Source organism: Cyanobium sp. Lug-B, from assembly GCF_024345635.1.
Taxonomy (GTDB): Bacteria; Cyanobacteriota; Cyanobacteriia; order PCC-6307; family Cyanobiaceae; genus Cyanobium; species Cyanobium minutissimum.
This window is the reverse complement of sequence record NZ_JAGQBM010000001.1, coordinates 14,688-40,113: the sequence shown is the minus strand read 5'-3', so window position 1 is coordinate 40,113 and position 25,426 is coordinate 14,688. Positions and strand designations below refer to the sequence as shown.

The window sequence follows — 25,426 nt, the reverse complement described above, 5'->3', positions numbered from 1 at the left end:
CGATCGGCGGCTGGGTAGGATCGTTTCAATCGCCTGTCTGGAGCCCATGATCCCGATCGTCATCGAGGAGTCGGGTCGCGGTGAAAGAGCCTTCGACATCTATTCCCGCCTGCTGCGCGAGAGGATCATCTTCCTCGGCGAACCGGTGACGGCGGAGTCTGCCAACCGCGTGGTGGCCCAGCTGCTGTTTCTGGAGGCCGAAGATCCTGAAAAGGATATCTTCCTCTATGTCAATTCCCCCGGCGGTTCGGTTTACGACGGCCTTGGCATCTTTGACACGATGCAGCACATCAAACCCGACGTCCAGACGGTCTGCGTTGGCCTGGCGGCCAGCATGGGCGCCTTCCTGCTCTGCGCCGGCGCCAAGGGCAAGCGCAGCAGCCTCAGCCATTCCCGGATCATGATCCACCAGCCCCTCGGCGGGGCCCGGGGCCAGGCCAGCGACATCCGCATCCAGGCCGATGAGATCCTCTATCTGAAGGACAAGCTCAACCGCGAACTGGCGAGCCGGACCGGACAGGATCTGGAGCGCATTCAGATCGACACCGATCGGGACTTCTTCATGTCGCCGGCCGAAGCGATGGCCTACGGCCTGATCGACAAGGTGATCGAAAAGCGGCCTGTTCGCCCCGTCTGAGCCCCAGCCGCCCACAGAAAAAGGCCTGCCGGAGCAGGCCTTTTTTCATGGCGCCAAAGCCGGAGCTCAGGGGGCTTCGCTGGTCTCAGCCACGGCGGCTCCCTGCGGGGGAACAGTCGCCAGGTCGGCGGCGGTGAGCAGGGGGGAGAAGCGATCCTTGTCGGGAATCGAGGCGAACTCCGAAACGATCAGACGGAATTCGTCGCCGTCGAGGCTCTCCTTCTCAATCAGCAGCTCCACCAGCCGGTCCATGCAGGCCCGGTGCTCGGCCACCAGCTTCACCGTGTCTGTGTAGCAGCTCTGGACGATCTGGCGGACCGCCTCGTCGATCTTGTGGGCGATGGCATCGGAGACATCGCTGCGGGTCATCAGGTCGCGGCCCAGGAACACCTCCTGGTTGCCGGCCTCCAGGGACATCGGACCCAGATCGCTCATCCCGAAGCGGGTCACCATCTGCCGGGCCATCGAGGCCACCTGCTGGATGTCGCCGCCGGCCCCGGTGGTGACCTCGGAGTGGCCGAACACCACATCCTCAGCGGCACGGCCCCCGAGGGCCCCCATGATCCGGGCCCTCAGCTGGGCTCGGCTGACCAGCATCTGCTCCTCATCGGGGGCGAACCAGGTGAGGCCCTGGGCCTGGCCCCGGGGAATGAGGGTGACTTTCTGCACCGGATCGTGCTGCTTCACGAGGGTGCCCACCAGCGCGTGGCCCACCTCGTGATAAGCGATCAGGCGCTTGCTGCGGCCATCGGTGAGGGGCTTGCCCTCCATGCCGGCGATGATCCGGTCGACGGCATCGTCGATCTCGGCCAGACCGGTGGCCTCCTTGCGCCGGCGGGCGGTGAGGATCGCCGCCTCATTCAGCAGGTTGGCCAGGTCGGCGCCGGTGAAGCCGGGGGTGCGGCGGGCGATCATCTCCAGGGAGACGTCGTCAGCCAGCTTCTTGTTGCGGCTGTGCACCTTGAGGATCGAGAGCCGACCCTTGATGTCGGGCGCGTCCACCTGCACCTGGCGATCGAAACGGCCGGGCCGCATCAGGGCCGAATCCAGCACGTCGGGCCGGTTGGTGGCGGCGATGATGATGATGCCGCTGTTGCCCTCGAAGCCATCCATCTCCGTGAGGAGCTGGTTGAGGGTCTGCTCCCGCTCATCGTTGCCGCCGCCGATGCCGGCGCCCCGCTGGCGGCCGACCGCGTCGATCTCATCGATGAAGATCAGACAGGGGCTGTTCTCCTTGGCCCGCTTGAACAGGTCGCGCACCCGGCTGGCGCCGACCCCGACGAACATCTCCACAAACTCGGAACCGGAGAGGGAGAAGAAAGGCACCCCGGCCTCGCCGGCGATCGCCTTGGCCAGCAGGGTCTTGCCGGTGCCGGGGGGACCGACCAGCAGCACACCGCGGGGGATCTTGGCTCCCACCGAGGTGAAGCGCTCGGGGGTCTTGAGGAAGGTGACCACCTCCTGCAGATCCTGCTTGGCCTCCTCCACCCCGGCGACGTCATCGAACTTGACGCCGGTTTCCGCCTCCATGGCGAAACGGGCCTTGGACTTGCCGAACTGCATGGCCTGGCCGGGGCCACCCGGCATGCCGGAGGAACGCCGGGCCAGGAAGATCAGCGAGCCGATCAGCAGCAGCGGGAAGAGCAGGTTGCCCAGCAGCCCCAGGGCCGGCGGGGTGGACTTGGGCGGATGGACATCGAAGCTGATGCCCTGATCCTTGAGCTTGTTGATCAGCTCCGGAGCGACGCCGGGCAGATCGACGCGCAGGCGCTGGACGCGGTTGTCGAGGTCTGGATCCACCGCCTCGATCACGGCGGTGCGACCCCCGTCGAAGATGTCAACGGCGGTGACACGCCCCGCCTCCACATAATCCAGGAAGCGCCCGTAGCTCATCCGGGCCACCGCCGCATTGCGGGGGGCGGTGGTGTCGCCGCCACTGCCGGCGGGGGCCAGGCGCCCTCCGGAACTCAGCAACTGCCAGCCCAGGAACAGGGCCACGGCGACCGGCAACAGCCACAGGGCAAGGACACGCCAGCGCTGATTCATGGTTGTGAAGCTTTTGGACAACCTTAAGAGCGCGGGGCCCGCCAGCGGGAGCCCGGCAGCGCCGGAGGGTGTGGTCAGCTGGCCTGCAGCCAGGGGTTGAGCTCGATGCCGCCGGCGGCAGCCTCAGGCACGGGGGCCGATTCCATGATCAGTTCGCGGGACTCGATCGATTCGAGCAGTTCCGGGCCACCCAGGCCGTGCGTCCAGATCTCCACCTCGCTCCTCTCGGGACACTGAAAGGTCAGGAGTTCGAAAGGAAACACGACCCGTTCGAGGAAGAACTGCCCCGGCCCGATGCAGCGCAGGATGACCATGCGGTCGGAGCTGTTCCGGTAGCCGCAATCCACCTGTTCCGTCCGGGCCAGTTGATCCAACACCTTCATGCGGCGACGTCCATACCATCAAGCCATTGCGGCTGTGGGGATTCGGTGACGAAGGCGACGGATTGGCAGTCTTAATCTTTTCTTCTATTCTCCCTGGGCGAAGCCGGGGCTAGGCCCCCAAGGGCGACCGCTGCGGCCCCGCCGGCGGCTTCAGAGACTCCTCAGGGCCGCGATCGGATCCAGTCGGGCGGCGCGGCGGGCCGGCACCACCCCGAAGAACAGTCCGATCGAGCCGGACAGCCCCACCGTCAGCAACACGGTGCTGGCCTCGATCGTGGCCGGCAGGGGGGTGAAGGCCGCCACCAGGGCCACGGTGCCCAGGCCCATGGCGCTGCCGATCACCCCGCCGAGGCTGGCAAGCACCAGGGACTCCACCAGGAACTGGAGCAGCACGTCGCTGCTGCGGGCTCCGAGGGCCTTGCGCAGGCCGATCTCCTCGGTGCGTTCACTCACCGACACCAGCATGATGTTCATGATGCCGATCCCGCCCACCAGCAGGGACACGGCGCCGATGGCGGCGAGCATCAGGGTGAGCCCGCCGGTGATCGTGCCGACGATCGTGAGGGCATCCTTCTGGGAGCGCACGGCGAAGTCGTCCTCCCGCAGGATGCGGTGGCGCTGGCGCAGCAGGTTGGTGATCTGGAAGGCGGCGGCGCCGGTGCTGGCTTCGTCGCGGGCCTCCACGCTGATGAAGGTGAGGCTGACGCCGAAGGTGGGATCCCGTCCGCTCAGCTGGCTCACCATGGTGGTGAGGGGGATGTAGGCGTTCTCGTCCTGGTTGGAGCCGAACACCGCCCCCTTGGACGCCAGCACGCCGATGACCTCGAAGGACTTGTCCCGGATGCGGAGCTGGCGGCCCAGGGCTTCGCCGGTGGGCATCAGCTTCTTCTGCAGATCGGGCCCGATCACCACCACGTTGCGGGCGCCCTTGAGATCGCGCTCGTCGATGAAGCGGCCCCGGGTCACCTCGAAGCTGCGCACCGGCAGGAATTCCGGCGTCACCCCGGACACCGAGATCGTGGAGCTGAACCCCCCCGCCTGGGCCACCTCATTGAGGGTGATCTGGGGGGCGACGCGACGCACGCTCGGCACCTGCTCGGCGATGGCCTTGGCGTCCTCCAGCACCAGGGTGCGCGGAGTCTCGATCCCCTGGCGGCGCGTGTCGTTGTTGCCGGGCACCACGAACAGCACGTTGGCGCCCAGGGTGCTGAGCTGGCTCTCGGCCAGGTTCTGGGCGCCACGCCCCACCCCCACCAGGGTGATGACCGAGGCGTTGCCGATCACGATGCCGAGCATGGTGAGCAGGCTGCGCAGACGGTTGGAGCGCAGCGTCAGCAGCGCCATGGCCACCGTCTCGCTCAGGGGCAGCTTGGAGGCCATGGCGGCGCAGCCGGAGTCGCTTCGGTTCTAGAGGAAAGACGGCACCGCCGAAGGGTGGGCACTGCGGGGTCCCCGGTGCACCACCCCCTCCTGGATCTCGAGGGTGACCACCTCGCCCATGCGCAGCTCGAGGGTGGCGTTGGCCACCCCCACGATCACCGGCACACCCAGCCGCTCGGCGATCACGGCGGCGTGGCTCTGGCGGCCCTCCTCCTCGGCGATCACCCCGCGGGCCTTGCGGATCGCCTCCAGGTAGGCGGCGCTGGTCTCGCGCACCACCAGGATCTCGCCGGCCTCCAGGCGGGCCGCATCCTCCGGCGAGCTGGCCAGGCGCACCTTGCCACTGACGGTGCCGCTGCCGATGCCCACACCACGGCCCATGACGGCGGAGACGATGCCCACCTTGACCAGGTCGGTGGAGCCGGATACCCCTTCGAGGGTGCCGGCGGTCTGGACCACCAGATCACCGGCGCCCAGGAGCCCCAGCTGCTGGGCCGTGGCCATGGCGACGCTGAAGGTGCGGCTGCTGCTGGACTCGTCCTGGATCAGCAGGGGGTTGACCCCCCACACCAGCTGCAGCTGCCGGGCCACCGTGACATCGGAGGTGATCGCCAGGATCGGGGTGCTGGGGCGGAACTTGCTGACGTTGCGCGCCGTGGAGCCGGTCTTGGTGAGGGGCAGGATCGCCGCGGCGTTGAGCTGGCGGGCGATGCTGCTGACCGCCTGACAGATGGCGTTGGGGATGGTGGTCGCCATGTGGCTGTCCAGCACCCGCTGGGGGTAGTCCCGTTCGATGCGGCGGGCGATCTGGTCCATGGTGGCCACCGCCTCCACCGGGTAGTCGCCGACGGCCGTCTCGTTGGAGAGCATCACCGCATCGGTGCCGTCGAGGATGGCGTTGGCCACATCGCTCACCTCGGCCCGGGTGGGCCGGGGGCAGGAGGCCATCGAATCGAGCATCTGGGTGGCCGTGATGATCGGGATGCCGAGGCTGTTGGCCTTGCGGATCAGCTCCTTCTGCAGCAGCGGCACCTCCTCGGCGGGCATCTCCACCCCGAGGTCGCCCCGGGCCACCATCACCCCGTCGCAGAGGGGCAGGATCGCGTCGATGGCGTCGATGGCCTCGAACTTCTCGATCTTGGCCACCACAGGGGTGTTGTGGCCCTGGCTGCGGATCAGCTCCCGGATCTCCAGCATGTCGGAGGGGTTGCGCACGAAGCTCAGGGCCACCCAGTCGACGCCCTGCTGCAGCCCGAAGGCCAGGTCGCGCCGGTCCTTGGGGGTGAGGGCCCGGATCGAGAGCTGCACATCGGGGAAGTTGACCCCCTTGTTGTTGGAAAGCACCCCGCCCACCGTGACCTTGCACTTCAGGGTCTGCCCGGGACCGTCCACCTCCACCACCACCATCTCCACCCGGCCGTCGTCCAGCAGGATGCGGCTGCCGCTGGTCACCTCGTCCGCCAGACGGTCGTAGGTGACGGTGGCGATCGTGTTGTCGCAGTTGACGGCCCGGGAGGTGAGGGAGAAGGGATCCCCCTTGGCCAGGGTGATGGGACCGGCCTGGAAGCGGCCCAGCCGGATCTTGGGGCCCTGCAGGTCCTGGAGGATGCCGATGTGGACGCCCAGTTCGTGGGCCACCTGGCGGATGGTGGCGATCCGATCGGCGTGATCGCTGTGATCGCCGTGGGAAAAGTTGAGACGGAAGGTGGTGGCGCCGGCGGCGATCAGCTGCCGCAGCACCTCGGGCGACTCGGTGGCGGGCCCGATCGTGGCCACGATCTTTGTGCGACGCATGAGATCGTGAGGGGCCATTGAACGACCTTGTACAGGGGCGGAAACTACCATCCGGACTTGCCCGGAGCGCGCTTGGAATGGACTTTCACGACTACCAGCAACGCTCCCGTGAGACGGCCCGCTACCCCGAGGCCGGCAACAACATCCTTTATCCCACCCTGGGCCTGTGCGGCGAGGCCGGCGAAGTGGCCGACAAGGTGAAGAAGGTGCTGCGCGACCGAGCCGGGGTGTTCGGCCCCGAGGTTCGCGACGATCTGCGGCTGGAGCTGGGGGACGTGCTCTGGTACGTGGCCCAGCTGGCCACGGAACTGGGGCTGGATCTCGACGACGTGGCGGCCGCCAACCTGGCCAAGCTGGCCGACCGGGCGAACCGTAACGTGATCGCAGGCAGCGGCGACCGGCGGTGACTCAGGCAGGGATCGTCGTTCCAGGGACCAGGACTCCGGCCGGCAGCTGGGCCGGCAGGTCGGTCGCCACCCGGGTCGGGCCCCTCCTCCGGCTGCTGGTGCGGCTGTTCCTCGTGCTGCTGGTGGTCTGCGGTGCCCCGGCCCTGGCCGGCGCCACCGACCTGACGGTGTCCGAGGTGGTGCTGGAGCCCTGTCCCGCCGATGACCTGGCCACCCAGCCGACCCTGGCCCGCCCCAGCGGTGCCACCTGCTGGGCCCTGCGCGGCGTGGTGGTCAACCCCGGATCCAAGCCGGTGGTGGATACCGATGTGTTCGGCCTGATCCTCGACGCCAGTGGTGAACCGGTGCTGCCGAACCGCACCCGGGTGGGATCGATCGGTGATGTGCCCCCCGGGCGCTCCAGTTTCGCCCTGCGGCTGGCGGTGCCGGCCGGCACCCCCGGGCCGCTGGGCACCCGCAGCGTCAAGGCCCGGGGATTCAGTGCCCCGGTGCGTACCCGTGCCGGCGTCGACGACGAGCTGCTCCCCCTGGAGGAGGCCCTGGCGGCGACCCCGGCCGGGGAGCCTCAGTAGGGAAGGCCGCCGGAGAGGCTGGCGATCGACGCCCCCAGCAGGCTCTGGGCCAGCTGCAGGGCGATGAACGCCACCAGCGCCGAGAGGTCGAGGCCACCCAGCGGCGGAATCAGGCCGCGGAAGGCGTTGAGGTAGGGGTCGGTGATGGCGCTGACGCTGGAGAGCAGCGGATTGCTCCAGTCGAGGTTGGGGAACCAGCTCAGCAGCACCCGGACCAGGAGCACCAGGAGGTAGATGCTCAGGGTCTGGGCCAGCACCTGGAGCAGGAAGACGAGGATGCTCATGGAAGGGGTCGGAGGATGGGGGCGCAGGCTTGCGCCAGCTGTTGGGCCAACTCTATGGATCCGCCTCCTCGTCGGCAGGCGGCGGCGTTCCGGCCGTCTCGGCGGCCGCCAGGCGGCCGCCGAGGGCGGCCAGATCATCGGCCTTCAGGGAGAAGGTGCGATGGAACTTCTCGCTCAGGCTCAGCCAGTAGGAGCGGCCGTCGCTCTGGCGGCGGCGTTCGATGAAGTCCTGGGCGAGGAGCTCCCGGATGTGGTCATAGGCCCCGGAGCCGCGCAGCTCCACCAGCTCCGACTGCAGCAGGCGCTTCTTGAGGGCGATGGTGGCCAGGGTCCGCAGGGCGGCGACCGAGAGATCCACCGGCAGCAGGTTCTGGACCAGGTCCCCCAGGCCGGCCCGCAGCTGCAGGGCGTAGTGCTGGCCCTCCTGGTGGATCTCCAGGGCGGTGTCGCGATGGGCGTAGTCGGCCATCAGGGTGATCAGGGCCAGCTCGGTTTCGTCCCGGTCGATGCCGGCGATGGCGGCCAGCTCACCCAGTTCCAGGGGCCGACCCTTCAGGTAGAGAATCGCCTCGAGCCGGGCCGGCAGGGAGAGCCCCGGAGTGGCCGCTGCAGAGGGCTCGCCAAAGGATTGCTCCCCGAGGAGTTGTCCGTCGATGGGGGGCGCGCCTTCGGGGGGCGGGGCGTCGGGTTCGGCCATGGGGACGTCCGGCACGGCGTGGCGGCAACGTATCGCAGGCTTCAGACCCCCACCAGCCCGCCTGCACTGGGCAGGGCCCGTCCCACCTCGCCCAGGAACAGCCGGTAGGCCGGATTGCCCGTCTCCTCCCAGTGCTGGTAGGGGAGATCGGCGAGGAAGGCCCGCCACGCCTCCAGCTCCCCGGGGGGCACCTGCACCCCGACCACGATGCGGCCCACGTCGGCGCCGTGGTTGCGGTAGTGGAAGATGCTGATGTTCCAGTTGGGATGCAGGGCGTTCACGAAGGCCATCAGGGCCCCGGGCCGCTCCGGGAACACGAAGCGATACAGCCGCTCCTCCCCCTGGTCGAGGGCCGCCCCCGCACTGGCCGGCAGCCGGCCGCCCACCATGTGGCAGAGGTGGAGCTTGGCCAGCTCGTCGCCGCTCAGATCAAGGCAGGGGAAACCCTGCGACTCCAGGGCGTCCATCAGCTGGCGGGTGTCCTGGTGGCCGCTGATCTGCACCCCCACGAAGATGTGGGCCAGCTGGGGGTCGGCGAGGCGGTAGCTGAACTCGGTGAGGCTGCGCTGGCCGAGGACGGCGCAGAACCGGGCCAGGCTGCCGGGCTTCTCCGGGATCTCCACCGCCAGCAGGGCTTCGCGCTCCTCGCCCAGCTCGGCCCGTTCGGCCACGAAGGCCAGCCGGTCGAAATTCATGTTGGCGCCGCAGGCCACCGCCACCAGGGTGCGGTCCCGGAGCTGCCGCTGGGCCACATCCTTCTTCATGCCCGCCACCGAGAGGGCGCCGGCGGGTTCCAGGATCGAGCGGGTGTCCTCGAAGACGTCCTTGATCGCCGCGCAGATCTCGTCGGTGTCCACCGTCACCATGCGGTCGACGCAGCGCTGGGCCAGGGCGAAGGTGTGAACCCCCACCTGACGCACGGCCACCCCGTCGGCGAACAGGCCCACCTGCTCCAGCCGCACCCGTTCCCCCGCCGCCAGGGAGCGGGTCATGGCGTCGGCATCGCTCGGCTCGACGCCGACCACCTCCACCCGGGGCCAGAGGCTCTTGACGTAGGCGCCGATGCCCGCGATCAGGCCGCCGCCGCCCACCGCCACGTAGATGGCATCGGGGGGATCGGAGCACTGGCGCAGGATCTCCAGGGCGACGGTGCCCTGGCCGGCGATCACGTCGGGGTCGTCGAAGGGATGGATGAAGGTGAGTCCCCGCTGGCGCTGCAGCCGGTGCGCTTCCTCGCAGGCCTCGTCGTAGGTGTCGCCGTGCAGCACCACCTCGGCCCCCCGGGCCGCCACGGAGCGCACCTTCATCTCCGGCGTCGTGACCGGCATCACGATCACGGCGGTGCAGCCCAGCCGCTGGGCCGCCAGGGCCACCCCCTGGGCGTGGTTGCCGGCGCTGGCGGCGATCACCCCCCGGTCGAGTTCGGCGCGCTCCAGGCCGGCCATCTTGTTGTAGGCCCCGCGCAGCTTGAAGCTGAACACGGGCTGGAGGTCCTCCCGTTTGAGCAGCACCTGGTTGTGGAGCCGGCGGGAGAGGTTGGGGGCGGGATCGAGGGGGGACTCGATCGCCACGTCGTACACCCGGGCCCGCAGGATCCGCTGCAGGTAGGCGGTCGCCCCGGGAAAGGCGTCGTCGTTGTCGGCCGTGGTCATGGCTCCAGTGTCGCAACCCGACCCCGGAACGGTGGCATCCGCCGCCGTGCGCCGGGGCGAACCCCGTAGATTGGCCATCTGGAAGCAAGGACGGGCATGCATCTGAGCGAGCTGAGCCATCCGAATCAGCTGCACGGCCTCAGCACCGCTGAACTCGAGGCCATGGCTCGCCAGATCCGCGAGAAGCACCTGGAGGTGGTGGCCACCAGCGGCGGGCACCTCGGTCCGGGACTGGGGGTCGTCGAACTCACCCTCGCCCTCTACCAGACCCTCGACCTCGACCACGACCGGGTGGTCTGGGATGTGGGTCACCAGGCCTACCCCCACAAGCTGGTGACGGGCCGGTACAAGGACTTCCACACCCTGCGCCAGCAGGGCGGTGTGGCGGGCTACCTCAAGCGCAGCGAGAGCCGCTTCGACCACTTCGGCGCCGGCCACGCCTCCACCAGCATCTCGGCCGCCCTGGGCATGGCCCTGGCCCGCGACCGCCGCGGCGAGGATTTCAAATGTGTCGCCGTGATCGGTGACGGCGCCCTCACCGGCGGCATGGCCCTGGAGGCCATCAACCATGCGGGCCACCTGCCCCGCACCAAGCTGCTGGTGGTGCTGAACGACAACGACATGTCGATCTCACCGCCGGTGGGGGCCCTCTCGACCCACCTCAACCGCATGCGGCTCAGCAAGCCGGTGCAGTTCCTCTCCGGCAGCGCCGAGGAGGCGGTGAAGCACCTGCCCTTCCTGCACGGGGAGCTGCCCACCGAGCTCAAGACCCTCAAGGAGAGCATGAAGCGGCTGGCGGTGCCCAAGGTGGGCGCCGTGTTCGAGGAGCTGGGCTTCACCTACGTGGGCCCGATCGACGGCCACGACATCCCCGAGATGGTGCGCACCTTCCAGGCGGCCCACCGCTGCGAGGGCCCGGTGCTGGTGCATGTGGCCACCACCAAGGGCAAGGGCTACCCCTACGCCGAAGCCGATCAGGTGGGGTACCACGCCCAGTCGGCCTTTGACCTGGCCACCGGCAAGGCCTACCCGTCCAGCAAGCCCAAGCCCCCCAGCTGGAGCAAGGTGTTCGGCCAGACCCTGGTGAAGATCTGCGAGCAGGACTCCCGGGTGGTGGGCATCACCGCCGCCATGGCCACCGGCACGGGCCTCGATCTGCTGGAGAAGGCCCTCCCCCATCAGTACTTCGATGTCGGCATCGCCGAGCAGCACGCCGTCACCATGGCGGCGGGCATGGCCTGCGAGGGCCTGCGGCCGGTGGTGGCGATCTACAGCACCTTCCTGCAGCGGGCCTACGACCAGCTCATCCACGACGTGGGCATCCAGAAGCTGCCGGTCACCTTCGTGCTCGACCGGGCCGGCATCGTCGGCGCCGACGGCCCCACCCACCAGGGCCAGTACGACATCAGCTACCTGCGGGCCGTGCCCAATTTCACGGTGATGGCCCCGAAGGACGAGGCCGAGCTGCAGCGCATGCTGGTCACCTCGATCGCCCACGATGGCCCCTGCGCCATCCGCATTCCCCGCGGTGAAGGGGAAGGGGTGCCGCTGATGGACGAGGGCTGGCAGCCCCTGGAGATCGGCCGCGGTGAGCTGCTCACCGACGGTGACGACGTGCTGATCGTGGCCTATGGCGCCATGGTGGCGCCGGCGATGGCCACCGCCGGGCTGCTGCAGGAGAAGGGCCTGCGGGCGGGGGTGGTCAATGCCCGCTTCCTGCGGCCCCTCGATGAGGCGCTGCTGCTGCCCCTGGCCCGCCGCATCGGCCGGGTCGTGACGATGGAGGAGGGGGCCTTGCCGGGAGGCTTCGGTGCCGCCGTGGTGGAATCCTTCAACGACCACGACCTGCCCGTGCCGGTGCTGCGCCTCGGCATCCCCGATGTCCTGGTCGACCATGCCAGTCCCGACCAGAGCAAGGAGCGCCTTGGCCTGACGCCGTCCCAGATGGCCGATCGCATCCTCGAGCGTTTCGGGCCCGTCTTCCGCGCCACCGTTCCCACCGCCCTTGCCGTCTGAGTCGACCCTCCGCTGCCAGGTGCTGGTGGTGGGGGCCGGTCCGGCCGGCGGGGACCTGGCCCGGCGTCTGGCCCTCCAGGGGGTGGATGTGGTGCTGGTCGACCGGCTCGATGACCTGGGCCGTTCCGCCTTCAGCAGCGCCGCCCTGCCGATCGAGACCATGGCCAGCCTGGGCCTGCCGGCGGAGGTGGTGGGCAGCCGCTGGCGGCAATGGCAACTGATCGGACCCGGGCCCGCCACCCGGTGCTGGGCCTCGCCCCGTCCCCTCGGGGTGGTGCTGGATTTCGGTGCCCTGCGCCGCTGGCAGGCCGACCAGTGCCGCCGCTGGGGCGGGCGGGTGCATCTGGGACTGCACGCCTGCGCCAGCCGCCAGGAGGGCGAGCGGATGGTGACCCTGCTGCGCCGCGGCGACGGCAGCACGCTGCAGATCAACAGTGACTGGACGGTGGATGCCAGTGGCCACGGCCGGGCCCTGCTGGGGGATCCGCCGGTGTCCGAGCGCCGGCGCGATGGGCTGGTGCGGGCCGCCGGCCTGGAATGGCTGCTGCGGGTGTCCCCAGCCTGCTGGGAGCGCTGGGCCGACCGACTCAGCTTCTGCCTGGGCAGCGACTGGGTGCCCCAGGGCTACGGCTGGATCTTTCCGATGCAGCCCGGGGTGCTGAAGCTCGGCGTCTGCCGGCTGGTGGACCCCCAGCGCCAACAACCTCCCCTGGGGGGTCTGATCAACGACCTCGGCCGCCGGCTGCTGCCGGAGGGCCGGGCGGGAGTCGGGGCCGGCTGCGAGCCCTTCGAGGTGCTCGACCGCCACGGGGGCCTGGTGCGCAGCACGATCCGGCGCCGGGAACCGCACCGGCGGGGCCGGCTGGTGGGGCTGGGGGATGCGGTCAGCACCGCCAACCTGCTCGGCGGCGAAGGGATCCGGCACGCCCTGACCAGCAGCGCCGTGCTCGCCCCGCTGCTGCAGGAAGCCCTCACGGCCCCGGCGGGTTCATCGATGCAGGCGGAGCGAGCCCTGCGGGACTACGCGCCCCAGCTTCGCCGTGCCCTGGGCTGGCGCTGGTCCCTCAGTGGACGCCTGGCCCGGCGCACCTGGCTGGGCCTGCACGGGCCTCGGGCCGATGGGCGGCTGGATCAGGTGCTCCGGGGCCTGGAGAACAGCAGGGCGGAGGATCTCTCGGCCCTGCTGTTCGGCTATCGCTTCGAGCGCTACGGCCTCAGGGCGATGCCGTATCTGCTCGGCTGGCGCTGAAGCCCGGCTGGCGCTGAAGGGCCAGCCGGGGGGCCGCTCAGAGAACGCCGCGGGAGGCCAGGCCCAGGATGGCGCCCATGCCCAGGATGTGGCCCAGGCTGGTGGTGCCGAGCATGGCGCCGTGGCTGAAGCCGCCGAAGAAGTTGTCGCTGGGCAGCTTGAGGCCCACGTTCTGCTGCTGGATGGTGGCCTTGCCGATGGCGATGGCGATGACGTTGCAGACGATCATGACCAGGGCCACCTTCGGGGACCAGCTGATCGAAGCGGGAGCCATGGCCAGGAGAGGAGCGATCATGATGCACGTGGCGACGCCCCATCTTCCGGGTCAGGGCGACCTGTGCCCCGACCCCTTAAGACTTGTTCACCTGGGGTGCGCCTGAGCCTGCCGCCGGACCTTTCTGCGGAGCTGGTGAAGGCAGCAGCCGGAACCCCAGCAGCACCACCAGGTTGCTGAGCGTCAGGAAGGCTTCGGCGCCGCCGTGCAGGGGATCGACGTCCGCCAGCTGCCGTCCGTAAACCTGTTGGGCCACCACCGCGGCGACGATCGTGACCGCCACGAACAGCAGCGTCAGCTGGAATCCGCGCAGCGCCAGCCGCGGAAAGGCCCGCACCTGGCGGGCCCACCACAGGAAGGCCAGGTAGGGGAGCAGGGAGAGCACGAAGAACGGGGCCGGATCGATGGCGCCGAGGCCCTGGAACCAGGCGGCCAGGGGCAGGCTCACGGGGCTTCCTCCTCCGGGGAGAGCCGCTGCTGGCGCAGCAGGTTCCAGGCGGCCAGGGCCAGGGCCCCGTTGCCCGCGGCGGTGAGGCCGGCCTGCAACACCACCAGCCCTTTGAGGGCCTCGCTGTTGTCGAACAGATGCCAGGTGCAGGCGGCCATGGCGCTCACCAGCGCCGGCAGCATCGCCAGGGCCAGCCAGCGCCAGCCCCCTTCCCGACGCCGGCGGCCGAAGGCCTGCACGGCCAGGATCGCCAGCATCCATTCCAGCACCGAGGTGATGTGGATCCACCAGGTGGGCAGCGACAGCGCGTGCATGGGTGGGGCCTGGTGCGATCCGTAATGTACGGAGCCGGACCCGCCGCTGCGTCGGATGCGTGCTCTGATCTGCGGCTACTACGGCGAGCACAACCTGGGTGACGATGCCCTGCTGGAGGTGCTGCTGGACCAGCTGCCGGGGGAGTGTCGTCCCCTGGTCACGGCCCATGACCAGGCCCTGGTGCGGGAGCGCTTCGGGGTGGAGACCACCGACCGCCGCCGGCTGAAGGGGGTGCTGGCCGCCCTGGACCGCTGCGACGCCCTGGTGCTCGGCGGCGGCAGCCTGCTTCAGGACGCCACCAGCTTCCGCAGCCTCCTGTACTACGGCGCCCTGATGCTGGCGGCCCGCACCCGGGGCAAGCCCGTCCTGCTCTGGGGCCAGGGCCTGGGACCCCTGCGGCGCCGCCGCAGCCGGCTGCTCGTGCGGGGGCTGCTGCCCCTGGCCACGGCGATCAGCTGGCGGGACCCGGCCTCCGCAGCCCAGGCGAGGGCCTGGGGCGTGGCGGACCGCGTCGGCAGTGATCCGGTCTGGGGTCTGCCTGCTCGGGACTGGCGCGGCAGGGGCGGTCCGATCGTGGTCTGTTTCCGGCCTGTGCGCCAGCTCGACGCCATGGCCTGGCGTCCCTATCTGCAGGCCCTCGAGGGGCTGGCTGTGGCGGCCGACCGCCCGGTGCACTGGCTGCCCTTCCACCAGGACCAGGACCGGGGCCTGCTGGCCGACCTCACCCGCCAGGGTCTGGTGGGCCCGGCCCTGGCCGCCCGCAGCCGCGAGCTGGCGGCCGCGACGCCCCAGGAGGCCATGGACGCCTTCGCCCAGGCCGGTCTGGTGCTGGCCATGCGGCTGCATGGGCTGATCCTGGCGGCCCTGGCGGGCAGCCCCTGCGCCGCCCTCAGCTACGACCCCAAGGTGGCCGCTGCGGCGGCCGGCATCGGCTGCCCCTGCCAGGATCTGGACGCCCCACCATCCGCAGGGCTGCAGGAGGGCTGGGCCGCCGCGCTCGACCAGCCACCAAACCAGAGCGGCATCGCCGACCTGCAGCGCCAGAGCCAGGTGCATCGCGCGGTGCTGGACACCCTGCTGTCCTGATCACCCCGCCGGCACCGGGGCGCGGGTGACGCCTCAGGCCGCGGTTTCCCCCTGCAGGCGGGCGAGTTCGGCGAGCACCTCCTGGCTGTGGCCGGAGGGCCTGACCGCCACCCAGCTGGCGCGGAGCACCCCGTCCGGGTCGATCAGAAAGGTGTGGCGCGCCGAAAAGGGTGCCAGCCAGGAGCCGTAGCGACGGCTGACGGCACCGCCCGGATCCGACAGCAGCGGATAGGCCAGACCCTCGCTGCCACAGAAGGAGAGGTGGGCGTCCGGGTCATCGGCGCTCACACCGACCACCTCGGCGTTGCGGGCGTGGAAGGTCTCCAGGTCCCTCTGGAATCCCCGGGCTTCGAGGGTGCAGCCGCTGGTGAAGTCCTTGGGATAGAAGTACAGGGCCAGCCAGCGGCCACGGAAGTCGGCCTGGCTGCGGTGGGTCGTGACGACGGTGCCGTCCGCCGACGGAGCGACGCCATCGAGGTCGAAGGCGGGGGCGGGCTGGCCGACCTCGGGAAGGGTGCCGCCCATGGCCCGGACCCGGCCCGGGAGGACCAGCAGGCTGAGGGCGGCCAGCAGGGATCCCCCCAGAAAGGTGCGACGGTTCACAGCCAGGTTTCGATCAGGGCCGGACCCTAGCGGGGCTGGCCGGATGGTCAGACCTTGGCGAGATTGACGCCCAGCTCCTTGGCATAGGCACCGAGACCCTTCTTCTGGATCGTCTTGAGGGCGCGGGTGGAGACGCGCAGCTTCACGAAGCGGTTGCCCTCAGCCCACCACAGGCGGCGTTCCTGCAGATTCACCTGCTGCAGCTTCTTGGTGCGCACGTGGGAGTGGCTGACGGCCATGCCGTTGTTGGCGCGCTTGCCGGTGAGCTGACAGACCCGGGACATGACGAAGTGACGACGGTGGACGGTGCAGGCCTGAGCCAGCCTGCGACTTTACCAAACAGGCCCCAGGCCTTGGAGCCGGGCCCCGCTGAGGGGATCGAACCAGAGTTCGTGCTGCCGCTGCCAGCCCAGGCGCGGCTCCGCGGAAACCGGCGCCTCGGGGTCGCTGAGCACCCGCACCGGGCCCCAGCGGGTGTCGAACCAGAGCAGCTGCTGGTGGCCCCACCATTCACGCCGCAGCAGCCGGGCTTCCACGGCCCCGTCCTCGGCCAGGTGGAGGTGCTCGGGCCGCAGGCCCAGCTGGCGGCCGGGCGCGATCGCCAGCAGGTTGATCGCCGGCCGTCCCAGGAAGCTGGCCACGAAGCGGTTGGCTGGATCGGCATAGAGCTCCCGCGGGCTGCCCACCTGCTGCAACCGGCCGGCTTCCAACAGGGCGAGGCGGTCGGCCATGCCCACGGCCTCCTGCTGGTCGTGGGTGACGTAGATCACCGGTTGCTCCCGGCCGCACACCAGCCGTCGCAGTTCCGGTCGGAGCTCCTCCCGCAGCTGGGCGTCGAGGTTGCTCATCGGCTCATCCAGCAGCATGATCCGCGGCTGGCGCAGCAGGGCCCGGGCCAGGGCCACCCGCTGGCGCTGGCCGCCGGAGAGCTGGGCAGGGCGGCGCTGGCGCAGCGCGTCGAGCTGCAGCAGCTCGAGGACGGTCCCGAGGCGCCGCTGGCGTTCGGCGGCGGGCACCCCACGCACCTTGAGCCCCAGTTCCAGGTTGCCCTCCACGCTCAGGTGGGGATAGAGGGCGTAGCTCTGGAACACCATCGCCACCTGGCGTTCGCCCGGGCCGAGGGCGCCCAGGTCCTGGCCGTCGAGGAGCACCTGGCCCGCACTGGCGGGATCCAGCCCCGCCACCACCCGCAGGGTGGTGGACTTGCCGCAGCCACTCGGGCCGAGCAGGGCGAGGCATTCGCCGGGGGCGACGCTCAGATCAAGCCCGTCCAGCAGCCGGCGCCCCCCCGCCTCCCGGCACAGCTGGCGCAGCTCCAGACCGGCGGCGGCGGCGTTCATCCCTTCACCGCCCCGCGGGTGAGACCCGAGATGATGGGTCGCTGGGCCACCAGAACCAGCAGCAGCAGGGGAAGGCTGCCCAGCACCGTGGCGGCGGCGAAGGCGCCGTAGGGAATGGTGAACACCGAGCCGCCGCCGATCCGGGCGATGGCGATCGGCAGGGTGAGCAGGTCGCTGCGGCTGATCCAGGTGAGGGCGATGGCGTACTCGTTCCAGCTGGCCAGGAACACCAGGATGCCCGTGCTGGCCAGGGCCGGCCCCAGCAGGGGCAGCAGCACGTGCCGCAGCCGCTGGCCGAGGCCCAGGCCCTCCAGCCGGGCGGCGTCCTCCAGCTCGGCGGGAAGGTCGGCGAAGGCGGCCCGCAGCAGCAGCACCGCCAGCGGCAGCGACAGGCCTGTGTAGGGCAGGCTCAGGGCGAGCAGGTCATTGGCCAGGCCGAAGCGGCGGGCGATCTCCAGCAGCGCCAGGAACAGCAGCACGGTGGGGAACATCGCCGCCCCCACCAGCGCCAGGCCGACGCCCCAGCGCAGCAGGCCGCGCTGCTGCTGCAGCCCATAGGCACAGGGCACCGCCAGCAGCAGGGTGAGCAGGGTGGTGGCCAGGGCCACCAGGGTGCTGTTGCCCAGGTAGCGCCAGAAGGGCGGGTCGCCGGAGAGCACCAGCCGGTAGTTGGCCAGCGTCCAGGGGTTGCCCTCCAGCAGCGGCGCCACCAGCGCCTCCGGCCGCAGCAGGGAAGTGCGCAGCTGCCAGAGCAGCGGCCCCAGGCTCCACAGCAGCACCAGCAGCCTCATGCGGCCCGCTCCCGGCGGCCCTGGAGATCATCCCGCCGCCACAGCAGCCAGCCGCCACCGAGCAGCACCAGCAGCAGCAGGAAGGTGGCCAGCATCACCGTGGCGGCATAGCCGAAGTCGAGGAAGCGCATGGCATTGAGATAGGCGTAGAGGGCCAGGCTCTCGGTGCTCCCGGCCGGGCCACCGCCGCTGAGCACCTGGATCAGGTCGAACACACCCAGGGCCTGGGCCAGCCGGAACATCACGGCCAGGGCCAGGTAGGGCACCAGCAGCGGCAGGGTCAGGCGGCGCAGGATCTGCAGGCCGCCGGCGCCCTCCAGCCGCAGGGCCTCCTCCAGATCCTCGGGAATGGTCTGGAGTCCGGCCAGGAGCAGCAGGGCCACGAACGGCAGGGTCTTCCAGACGTCCGCCAGGACCACGAAGAACCAGGTGGTGGAAGGGGTGGAGAGGAAGCCGTAGCTGCTGCCGCCGAGGGAGCGGATGGCGGCGTTGAGGGGGCCGTGGGGGTCGTTGAGGATCCAGCGCCAGCCCAGGGCCATCACAGTGGTGGGCAGGGCCCAGGGCAGCAGGGTCAGGGCCCGCAGGGTCCCCCGGCCCCGCAGGGGGCGATGCAGCAGCAGGGCCAGCCCCAGCCCCCCGGCCAGTTCCAGCGCCACCGAGCAGACGGCGAAGCGCAGGGTCTGGTACGCATCCGTCCAGAAGCGGGCGTCATCGAGCAACCGCCCCCAGTTGGCGCCCCCGTTCGGCACCGGCACCAGCCCGGTGAGCACCGAACTGGCCTGGAAGCTCAGCCAGCCGTAGCGCAGCAGGGGGTAGACGAACACCGCCGCCAGCAGCAGCAGGGCGGGAGCCATCAGCAGCAGGCTGGCCGCGCGGGGTTTCATCGGTCCACGGCAGGGCGGCCCGCTGCAGTGTCGCCCGCCGGTCCCGCCAGCGAGCGCAGCACCTGCAGGCTCTGGCGCTGGGCGGCCGCCATGGTCGGGCCGGGGCCCCCCTGGCCGGTGAGCATGCCGTTCACCTGCCGGGCCAGCAGATCGCTGAGCTGGGCATAGGCCGGCGTGGGCGGCCGCAGCTGGGGATGCTGCAGGGCCTGGCGCTGCACCGCCAGCAGAGGGGCACGGCGCTGCAGCTCGGGATCGTCATAGAGCGTGCTCCAGGTGGGGGCATAGCCCTGCTCGATGGCGAGCTGGCGCTGCACGATCGGGCCGGTGAGCCAGCGGATCGCCGCCACCGCCTCCTCGGGATGGGGGCTGCCCTTGATCAGGGAGAGCCCCCAGGTGCCCAGGGTGCCGCCCCCCTGCTCACCGGGGGCCCCCACCATCGCCGTGACACCCACCTTGCCCTTCACCGGCCCCCCGCCCTTCTCGATCTCCCGCCAGGCGTAGGGCCAGTTGCGCAGGAAGGCGGCGTCACCGGCGGCAAAGGACTGCAGGGCGTCGTTCTCGGCGTAGCTGGCCACCGCCTGTGGGCTCACCCCGTCCTGCAGCAGGTCCGCGAGCCACTTCGCGGCCGCCACGGCCTCCGGACTGTCCAGCTCCGTGCGCGCGGTGGAGCCGTTCCACCAGTGGGCGCCGAAGCCCTGCAGCACCTCCACCATCACGCAGCTCAGCCCCTCGTACTGGCGCCCCTGCCAGAGGTAGCCCCAGCGCACCTTGCCGCGGCGCTGCAGGTCCCGGGAGATCGCCACCAGCTCGTCGGTGTCGCGCGGGGGGCGCTCCATCAGGTCGGTGCGCCAGTAGAGCAGGCCGGTGTCGCCCGTGAGGGGCATGCGCCAGAGGTGGCCGTCAAGACCATTGCCCAAACGGGCGCCGGGCTCCATCGCTGCCAGCGACTCCGGCCCGAACCAGCGCTCCAGGGGTTCGAACCAGCCGGCGGCCACGTAGCGGGGCAGCCAGCTGACATCCACCAGCAAGAGGTCAAAGGGGGCCTCCCCCAGCAGCAGGCTGCCGGTGGCCAGATCGGAGATGGTCTCGGTGTCGAGGGGCCCGCGGATCACCTCCAGCACCACGCCGGGCGTGCTGGCGTTGAACTGGGCTACCGGGGCGGCCACCGCGTCGGCCAGGGGCGCGGGCATCAGCACCCGCACCGGTACGGGTCCGGTTGGCGCCGCCGGGGGGCTCGAGGGCCCGGAGCCGGACTGGCCGGATCCGGGGAGCATCACCAGCAGGGCCGCCGCCGAGAGCAGGGCCAGCACGGCAAGGGTCAGCAGCCTGGGGAGCGACCGCCACCGCCGCAGGCTGGAGAAGGGGGGGCGGGCCGCCATCGGGCCAGGTTAGGCGGGCCTGGGGGGCCGCTCCCCAGGAGGGCTCCGGGGGGGCCTCCGGTGCTCCGGACGCCTCAGAGACCGCGCTGCATCAGCTGACCCATCAGATCGGCACTGCGCTGCTGGAAGCCGGCCAGCTGGTTGGGCTCCAGGCCCCCCACGGCCAGGCGCGCCATCTCGTAGACGTGGCGGCTCAGATCTTCGGCCAGCTGGAGGCTGGGGGAGCTGCCGCCCCCGGTGATCACGGCACCGGAGGACAGCTTCAGCAGGCCCTCCACGAGCGGGTGGCGGCGGTTGACCAGCAGCACGTGGTGGTCGGGCAGACCCGGCAGCCGCTGCTCCATCAGGGCCCCCATGTCGTTGAGACGGCGCATCTGCTCCGGCAGCAGGATCAGGGCGGCCGGGGAGCCCTCCCCTTTCAGCGACTGCACCTGGACAGTGACCTTGTCGTTGCCGAGGGCGGCCTTGAACAGACCTCGCAGCTTCTCGCCGCTGTCGACGCCGTCGGCGTCCGCCAGCTCGCTCTCCGGCTCATGCAGGCTGTCATCGAGTTCGGCGTCCACCCGCTGGAAGCGCAGGTCGCCGTGGCGGGCCTCCAGCCAGGGGATGAACTGGGAATCGATCAGGGTGTCGGCGAGCAATACCTCGGCCCCCTGCCCCTTCCAGAGGGCCAGGGCCCCGGCCTGACCGGCCTCATCGGTGCAATAAAGGATGCGAGTGGCGTTGTCGGCCGGCAGCCGGCCTCGGTAGCCGGCCAGGGTGGTGTAGGTGCGGCCGTCGGTGGCGACGGGATCGGGGGCCACCTCCGCCTCCCCCTCCGCCGATGGCTCGCTGGCCGCCGCGGTGGTGCCGAACAGGATCAGGTCGGCCACCTGGTCGGCGAACTTGTCGTCCTCCATGGCGCCGATCTTGATGAAGGGGGCCAGGGAATCCCAGATCTCGGCGTAGCGGGCCGGCTCGTCACGGTGAAGCCCCTTGAGCCGGTCGCCCACCTTCTTGGCGACGAAGCCACCGATCGAGCGCACCCGGCGGTCGGTCTGCAGAGCACTGCGGCTCACGTTGAGGGGGATGTCGGGCGAATCGATCACGCCGCGCAGGGGCAGCAGGTAACGGGGCACCACCTCCTTGATCGAATCGCTGACGAACACCTGGTTGCAGTAGAGGCGGATCTCCCCCTTCTCCCAGTCGGCCCGGCCGGTGATCCTGGGGAAGTAGAGAATGCCCTGCAGGTTGTAGGGGTAGTCGGTGCTGAGATGCACCCAGAGCAGGGGATCCCCCTGGAAGGGGTAGAGATAGCGGTAGAGGGCGATGTAGTCGTCGTCGCTGAGCTCCCGGGGGCTCTTGCGCCAGGGGGCCTCCCGCTTGTTGACGGTTTCGCCGTCCAGCTGCACCGCCACCGGCAGAAAATCGCAGTAGGTGGTGATCAGGGTGCGGATTCGGGATGGCTCGATGTACTCCAGCTCCTCCTCCATCAGATGCAGGATCACGTCGGTGCCAGGTTCGGACCGCTCGGCCCCTTCGAGGCTGAAATTGGGTGAGCCATCGCAGCTCCAGCGCACCGCCTCGGCACCGGGCCGGGCGCTGAGGCTGACCAGCTCCACCCGGGCGGCCACCATGAAGCTGGAATAGAAGCCCAGGCCGAAATGGCCGATGATGGCGTCGCTTTCGCTCTTGTACTTCTCGAGGAAGTCTTCGGCGCTGGAGAAAGCCACCTGGTTGATGTAGCGCTTCACCTCATCGGCGGTCATGCCGATGCCGTTGTCGCTGATGGTGAGGGTCTTCGCCTCCCGGTCGATGCGGATGGCGATCGTCCCTTCCTCCCCTTCGCTGCAGTCCCCGGCCATGGCGGCCATGCGCCGCTTGCTGATGGCATCGACACCGTTGCTCACCAGTTCCCGCAGGAACACCTCATGGCCGGAATAGACGGCCTTCTTGATGATGGGGAAGATGTTCTCGGTGTGGATCTGAATCTGGCCCTGTTCCAGCACCGTCATGGCGAAAGAGAAGAATCGCCTTGAACCTAGGTGGGGGTGCGCGGCGGCTCAAGGCCGGCGAGGGTGGGGTCTCCGAACCAGCGGGCGTCAGCCGCCGGGCTTCTGCAGGTCGGGCCGCTCCTCGGGCAGGATCGCCCCCGCCACCGGGCACACCTGCAGGCAGATGCCGCAGTCGATGCAGGTGTCGAAATCGATCCAGTAGAAGGCCGTGCCCTTGCTGTTCGCACCCTGGCCGGGGTGGATGCAGGCCACGGGGCAGGCGTCGACGCAGTCGGCCACGCCCTCACAGACGTTGGTGACGATCGAATGGGCCATCGACGCGAAAAAGCGAGCGGCCGGATCCTAGGCAGCCAGCCACAGGGCACCGCGGCAGCCCCGTTCCGCCGCCAGCTGGTCCGCCGCCGCCTGGTCGGTGCAGGGCTGGGTGCAGAGCTCGGCCGCCTCGCCGCCGCCGTGCAGTTCCGCCATGCGGCGCAGGGCCGCCCCGAGGCCGGCGGCGGTGGCGCTGGCCACCAGCCACGGACCGGGCGCCTCCGCGGCGGCCTCCGGGGTCGTCGCCGAATCGAGCAGGTCACGGATGGCCTCCACGTCGAAGCCGAAGCCGGTGCCGGCCGCCTGGGCGGTGTCGCTGCAGAAGCGGCCCACCAGGCCGTCGTAGCGGCCGCCGCTGGCGATCGCCACCGGGGCATCGCTGCCCTGGCAGACGAGCTTGAACACCAGCCCGTCGTAGAGATCGAAGTGGGGCTGGAAGGTGGGATCCAGCTGCACCCGCACCCCCAGGGCGCCGGCCGGCTCCTGGACGCTGGCCAGGGTGGCGGCGAGGGACTCCAGCAGCGGCACCGGACCGAGCCACTGCTCCAGCTGGTAGAGCACCCGCACCGGCTCGCCCCGCAGGCCGATCAGGGCCATCAGCCGCTGGCGCTGGCTCTCGGGCAAGGAGAGGGCGGCGAGGGCGAGGGGATCGAAATCGGTGAGGGCGTGGCGCGCCGCGGAGCGCTGCTCCGCCGGAACCTGGCTCAGCAGGGCGCTGAGCAGGCCGTGGTGGCCCACCAACAGGGTGGGGCGGTGCTCGGAGGCGAGCCCCAGGGTCGCCACGGCGGCCAGCAGCAGATGCAGCAGTTCCGTGTCGGCGGCGGCGGAGGGCTCGCCGAGCAGTTCCACCCCGCTCTGCAGCTGTTCGCTGATGCGCTGGCCGCCGCCGTCGCCGATGAAGCTGCGGAAGGTGGTGCCGCTGGCCCAGAGCCGCAGCGGGCGGGGCCGGCCGAGCATGCGCGTGCTGGCGGCCCGGGCGATCGGGGCGGTGAGTTCGGGTCGCAGGCCGAGGGGTTCGTCGGCCGCCAGCCGCACGAGCTCCCGTTCGGCGATCGCGCCGCCGGCCTCAAGGGTGTCGAGCCGCTCGATGGTGGGCGGCGCCACCTCCTGGTAGCCCCAGAGGCGGTACACCGTCGCCAGCAGGTCGCAGAGTCGCCGGTTGCTGTCCACCTGACCCGGGTTGAGGTCCCGGGCGCCGGCGGCAGGTTGGAGGGCCATGGAGGGGAGTGCTGGGGCGGTGGGGTGGGGTGGGGCGGATCCTATGGAGCGTCGGTCGCCACGCCGGCCAGGGCATCGAGTTCCGGGGCACCGAAGCTGGCCCCGCTGAGGGGACGGCACAGGGCCAGGCCCTCGATCAGCGGCTGACGCAGGGCGGGGGTGCAGGCGATCACCCGTCCGTCGGCCAGGTCGAGGGGGCCGCCGTCGTAGGCGCACACCTGTCCGCCGGCCTCCTCCACCAGCACCACGCCCGCCACCAGATCCCAGGGGGACAGGCCCCGCTCCCAGTAGCCATCGACCCGGCCGGCGGCGACGAAAGCCAGATCGACCGCCGCCGCCCCCGCCCGCCGCACCCCGTGGCTGCGGTGGGTGAACCAGGCGAATTCGGCGTAATTGTTGTCGAGCCGCCGAACCCGGTCGTACGAGAACCCGGTGACGAGCAGGGAATCCGCAAGGGCGCCGCAGTCGCTGACGCTCAGCCGGTGGCCGTTGCACCAGGCCCCCTGACCCGGAGCCGCCCAGTAGTGCTCCTCCAGCACCGGCACCTCCAGGGCGCCGAGCAGGGGCAGGCCCCGCCAGCTCAGCCCCACGGAGGTGCCGAAGAAGGGGTAGCCGTGGGCGTAGTTGGTGGTGCCGTCAAGGGGATCGACGCACCACTGCAGATCCCCCTGGCCGTCCAGCCGGCCGCTCTCCTCCGCCAGCACGGCCACGGTGGGGGTGCCGGCCGCCAGGACCGCCAGCACGGCCGCTTCGGCCGCCAGGTCCGCCTCGGTGACCAGGTTGCCCGCCGTGCCCTTCTCCTTCACCTGCTCCAGCCGGCCGAAGTGGCGCCGCAGCTCGCGGCCCCCGGCCTCGGCGGCCGCACGGGCCACCTGCAGCAGGCGCTCCAGCTCGGCGCCATCGAGGCCGGACCCCTCCAGGGCCCTTTGGCAGAGGGATGTCATTCGTCGTCCAGGGGCAAGCCGGGACGCACCAGACCGCGGCCGAAGAAACGGCCGAACTGGCGGTCGTACACCTCGTCCTCGTCCTGGGTCTCCACCTCCAGCGGGCCGGTGGCCCGGGCCACGCACAGCAGGCCGTAGCCCTGCTCCCGCAGCTGCCTGGAGAGGCCGAGGGCCTCCCGCTGGTCGATGCTGCCGTCCAACACCCGCACGGCGCAGGCGGTGCAGCAGCCGTTGCGGCAGCTGAAGGGCAGCGGTTCACCCTGGGCCTCGAAGCTGCGCAGGATGTACTCCCCTTCCGGAACATCGAGGCGGATGACGCGGTTGGCCTGTCGCCAGTGGACCGTGATCGGATGGGTGCGGGTCATGGGGCGCTGGACGGGGGGCAGGGGGCGCAGGCGGGGCGAGATCGCTGGGGAGCGGTGGCCAGGTGCAGCCCCTGCTACATTGCCATCTGCCCCATTTCGCCGCTGGAGAGGTGGCCGAGTGGTCGAAGGCGCAGCACTGGAAATGCTGTATAGGGGCAACTCTATCGAGGGTTCGAATCCCTCCCTCTCCGTTTGCTGAAGCCGGTCCCCAGGGCCGGCTTTTTTTTGGTTTTTCAAGCCAGGATGCGACACACCAAAATGAGACCCATCCCTGGTACGGGACGGGATGTGCTGAGACAAGATGTGCTGAGACGGAATGTGCTGATCGGTCTGCGGTCGCGGCCACCCCGGAGTGG

The 25,426-nt window shown here is 70.5% G+C and carries 27 protein-coding genes and 1 tRNA gene; 7 read left to right on the top strand and 21 right to left on the bottom strand.

The window, feature by feature from the left end; genetic code table 11:
• Window positions 1-46 precede the first annotated feature (46 nt).
• Window positions 47-637, top strand: a complete 591-nt coding sequence (gene clpP, locus KBY81_RS00215) for an ATP-dependent Clp endopeptidase proteolytic subunit ClpP (protein ID WP_015108279.1) — start codon at window positions 47-49, stop codon at window positions 635-637.
• Window positions 638-703: 66 nt separating this feature from the next.
• Here clpP and ftsH read toward each other — a convergent pair whose 3' ends face one another.
• From ftsH to pyk, 4 genes are all read right to left on the bottom strand, one after another.
• The gene (ftsH, locus tag KBY81_RS00210) at window positions 704-2,683 is read right to left on the bottom strand and encodes an ATP-dependent zinc metalloprotease FtsH (protein WP_254975129.1); all 1,980 of its coding nucleotides are present in this window, start codon (window positions 2,681-2,683) and stop codon (window positions 704-706) included.
• 74 nt (window positions 2,684-2,757) lie between these two features.
• Window positions 2,758-3,066 (bottom strand): DUF1830 domain-containing protein, encoded by a 309-nt coding sequence (locus tag KBY81_RS00205; RefSeq protein WP_106220053.1) that lies wholly within the window; start codon window positions 3,064-3,066, stop codon window positions 2,758-2,760.
• Window positions 3,067-3,216: 150 nt separating this feature from the next.
• Window positions 3,217-4,446, bottom strand: coding sequence for an ABC transporter permease (locus KBY81_RS00200; protein WP_015108276.1), 1,230 nt, complete (start codon window positions 4,444-4,446; stop codon window positions 3,217-3,219).
• Window positions 4,447-4,473: 27 nt separating this feature from the next.
• Window positions 4,474-6,258, bottom strand: a complete 1,785-nt coding sequence (gene pyk / locus KBY81_RS00195) for a pyruvate kinase (RefSeq protein ID WP_106220052.1) — start codon at window positions 6,256-6,258, stop codon at window positions 4,474-4,476.
• Between the two features lie 59 nt (window positions 6,259-6,317).
• Between pyk and KBY81_RS00190 the strand changes: the two genes are divergently transcribed.
• Window positions 6,318-6,647: a nucleoside triphosphate pyrophosphohydrolase family protein gene (locus tag KBY81_RS00190; protein ID WP_106220051.1), complete on the top strand. Its 330-nt coding sequence runs from the start codon at window positions 6,318-6,320 to the stop codon at window positions 6,645-6,647.
• Between the two features lie 98 nt (window positions 6,648-6,745).
• A complete protein-coding gene (locus tag KBY81_RS00185) occupies window positions 6,746-7,219 on the top strand; it encodes a hypothetical protein (RefSeq protein ID WP_254975128.1) in 474 nt (157 codons plus the stop codon).
• Here the strand turns inward: KBY81_RS00185 and KBY81_RS00180 are convergent.
• The 3 genes from KBY81_RS00180 to ilvA are packed head-to-tail and all read right to left on the bottom strand — an operon-like array spanning window position 7,213 to window position 9,852.
• Window positions 7,213-7,503, bottom strand: a complete 291-nt coding sequence (locus KBY81_RS00180) for a YggT family protein (RefSeq protein WP_106220049.1) — start codon at window positions 7,501-7,503, stop codon at window positions 7,213-7,215. The two genes, KBY81_RS00185 and KBY81_RS00180, sit on opposite strands and share 7 nt — an antisense overlap.
• Window positions 7,504-7,555: 52 nt before the next feature.
• Window positions 7,556-8,200, bottom strand: coding sequence for an SMC-Scp complex subunit ScpB (gene scpB / locus KBY81_RS00175; protein WP_396103640.1), 645 nt, complete (start codon window positions 8,198-8,200; stop codon window positions 7,556-7,558).
• 41 nt (window positions 8,201-8,241) lie between these two features.
• Window positions 8,242-9,852 carry a threonine ammonia-lyase, biosynthetic gene (gene ilvA / locus KBY81_RS00170; protein WP_106220048.1) on the bottom strand — a complete coding sequence of 537 codons (1,611 nt, stop codon included), beginning with the start codon at window positions 9,850-9,852 and terminating at the stop codon, window positions 8,242-8,244.
• A 96-nt stretch (window positions 9,853-9,948) separates the two neighbouring features.
• Between ilvA and dxs the strand changes: the two genes are divergently transcribed.
• The gene (gene dxs, locus KBY81_RS00165; RefSeq protein WP_254975127.1) at window positions 9,949-11,868 is read left to right on the top strand and encodes a 1-deoxy-D-xylulose-5-phosphate synthase; all 1,920 of its coding nucleotides are present in this window, start codon (window positions 9,949-9,951) and stop codon (window positions 11,866-11,868) included.
• Window positions 11,858-13,117: an NAD(P)/FAD-dependent oxidoreductase gene (locus KBY81_RS00160; RefSeq protein ID WP_254975126.1), complete on the top strand. Its 1,260-nt coding sequence runs from the start codon at window positions 11,858-11,860 to the stop codon at window positions 13,115-13,117. The genes dxs and KBY81_RS00160 overlap by 11 nt, the downstream gene beginning before the upstream one ends.
• A gap of 37 nt (window positions 13,118-13,154) precedes the next feature.
• Here KBY81_RS00160 and psaK read toward each other — a convergent pair whose 3' ends face one another.
• The 3 genes from psaK to KBY81_RS00145 are packed head-to-tail and all read right to left on the bottom strand — an operon-like array spanning window position 13,155 to window position 14,153.
• The gene (psaK, locus tag KBY81_RS00155; RefSeq protein ID WP_015108267.1) at window positions 13,155-13,412 is read right to left on the bottom strand and encodes a photosystem I reaction center subunit PsaK; all 258 of its coding nucleotides are present in this window, start codon (window positions 13,410-13,412) and stop codon (window positions 13,155-13,157) included.
• A gap of 55 nt (window positions 13,413-13,467) precedes the next feature.
• On the bottom strand, window positions 13,468-13,839 hold the full coding sequence (locus KBY81_RS00150; protein WP_254975125.1) for a DUF3593 domain-containing protein: 372 nt from the start codon (window positions 13,837-13,839) through the stop codon (window positions 13,468-13,470).
• Complete coding sequence (locus KBY81_RS00145; protein ID WP_106220044.1) at window positions 13,836-14,153, bottom strand: DUF2499 domain-containing protein; 318 nt, start codon at window positions 14,151-14,153, stop codon at window positions 13,836-13,838. The genes KBY81_RS00150 and KBY81_RS00145 overlap by 4 nt, the downstream gene beginning before the upstream one ends.
• A 55-nt stretch (window positions 14,154-14,208) precedes the next feature.
• On the opposite strand from KBY81_RS00145, the gene csaB reads away from it, so the two are divergent.
• Entirely contained in the window at window positions 14,209-15,240 is a 1,032-nt protein-coding gene (csaB, locus tag KBY81_RS00140) for a polysaccharide pyruvyl transferase CsaB (protein ID WP_254975124.1), read from the top strand.
• A gap of 33 nt (window positions 15,241-15,273) precedes the next feature.
• Here csaB and KBY81_RS00135 read toward each other — a convergent pair whose 3' ends face one another.
• The 11 genes from KBY81_RS00135 to KBY81_RS00085 form a co-directional block, all read right to left on the bottom strand.
• On the bottom strand, window positions 15,274-15,843 hold the full coding sequence (locus tag KBY81_RS00135) for a peroxiredoxin (protein ID WP_254975123.1): 570 nt from the start codon (window positions 15,841-15,843) through the stop codon (window positions 15,274-15,276).
• A 47-nt stretch (window positions 15,844-15,890) separates the two neighbouring features.
• Window positions 15,891-16,127, bottom strand: a complete 237-nt coding sequence (rpmB, locus tag KBY81_RS00130; RefSeq protein ID WP_106220041.1) for a 50S ribosomal protein L28 — start codon at window positions 16,125-16,127, stop codon at window positions 15,891-15,893.
• A gap of 48 nt (window positions 16,128-16,175) precedes the next feature.
• On the bottom strand, window positions 16,176-17,183 hold the full coding sequence (locus KBY81_RS00125) for an ABC transporter ATP-binding protein (protein WP_106220040.1): 1,008 nt from the start codon (window positions 17,181-17,183) through the stop codon (window positions 16,176-16,178).
• The gene (locus KBY81_RS00120) at window positions 17,180-17,974 is read right to left on the bottom strand and encodes a carbohydrate ABC transporter permease (protein ID WP_254975122.1); all 795 of its coding nucleotides are present in this window, start codon (window positions 17,972-17,974) and stop codon (window positions 17,180-17,182) included. The genes KBY81_RS00125 and KBY81_RS00120 overlap by 4 nt, the downstream gene beginning before the upstream one ends.
• Window positions 17,971-18,858, bottom strand: coding sequence for a carbohydrate ABC transporter permease (locus KBY81_RS00115; protein WP_254975121.1), 888 nt, complete (start codon window positions 18,856-18,858; stop codon window positions 17,971-17,973). Before KBY81_RS00115 ends, KBY81_RS00120 begins: the two co-directional genes overlap by 4 nt.
• A complete protein-coding gene (locus tag KBY81_RS00110) occupies window positions 18,855-20,237 on the bottom strand; it encodes an extracellular solute-binding protein (protein ID WP_254975120.1) in 1,383 nt (460 codons plus the stop codon). The genes KBY81_RS00115 and KBY81_RS00110 overlap by 4 nt, the downstream gene beginning before the upstream one ends.
• Window positions 20,238-20,311: 74 nt before the next feature.
• Window positions 20,312-22,231 carry a molecular chaperone HtpG gene (htpG, locus tag KBY81_RS00105; protein WP_254975119.1) on the bottom strand — a complete coding sequence of 640 codons (1,920 nt, stop codon included), beginning with the start codon at window positions 22,229-22,231 and terminating at the stop codon, window positions 20,312-20,314.
• A gap of 87 nt (window positions 22,232-22,318) precedes the next feature.
• The gene (locus KBY81_RS00100; protein WP_094584616.1) at window positions 22,319-22,546 is read right to left on the bottom strand and encodes a ferredoxin family protein; all 228 of its coding nucleotides are present in this window, start codon (window positions 22,544-22,546) and stop codon (window positions 22,319-22,321) included.
• Between the two features lie 27 nt (window positions 22,547-22,573).
• Window positions 22,574-23,761, bottom strand: coding sequence for an ATP phosphoribosyltransferase regulatory subunit (locus KBY81_RS00095; protein ID WP_254975118.1), 1,188 nt, complete (start codon window positions 23,759-23,761; stop codon window positions 22,574-22,576).
• Window positions 23,762-23,802: 41 nt separating this feature from the next.
• Entirely contained in the window at window positions 23,803-24,705 is a 903-nt protein-coding gene (locus KBY81_RS00090) for an inositol monophosphatase family protein (protein WP_254975117.1), read from the bottom strand.
• On the bottom strand, window positions 24,702-25,070 hold the full coding sequence (locus KBY81_RS00085) for a 2Fe-2S iron-sulfur cluster-binding protein (RefSeq protein WP_106220033.1): 369 nt from the start codon (window positions 25,068-25,070) through the stop codon (window positions 24,702-24,704). Before KBY81_RS00085 ends, KBY81_RS00090 begins: the two co-directional genes overlap by 4 nt.
• Before the next feature lie 104 nt (window positions 25,071-25,174).
• On the opposite strand from KBY81_RS00085, the gene KBY81_RS00080 reads away from it, so the two are divergent.
• Window positions 25,175-25,261, top strand: a tRNA-Ser gene (locus tag KBY81_RS00080).
• The last annotated feature ends 165 nt before the right edge of the window (window positions 25,262-25,426 follow it).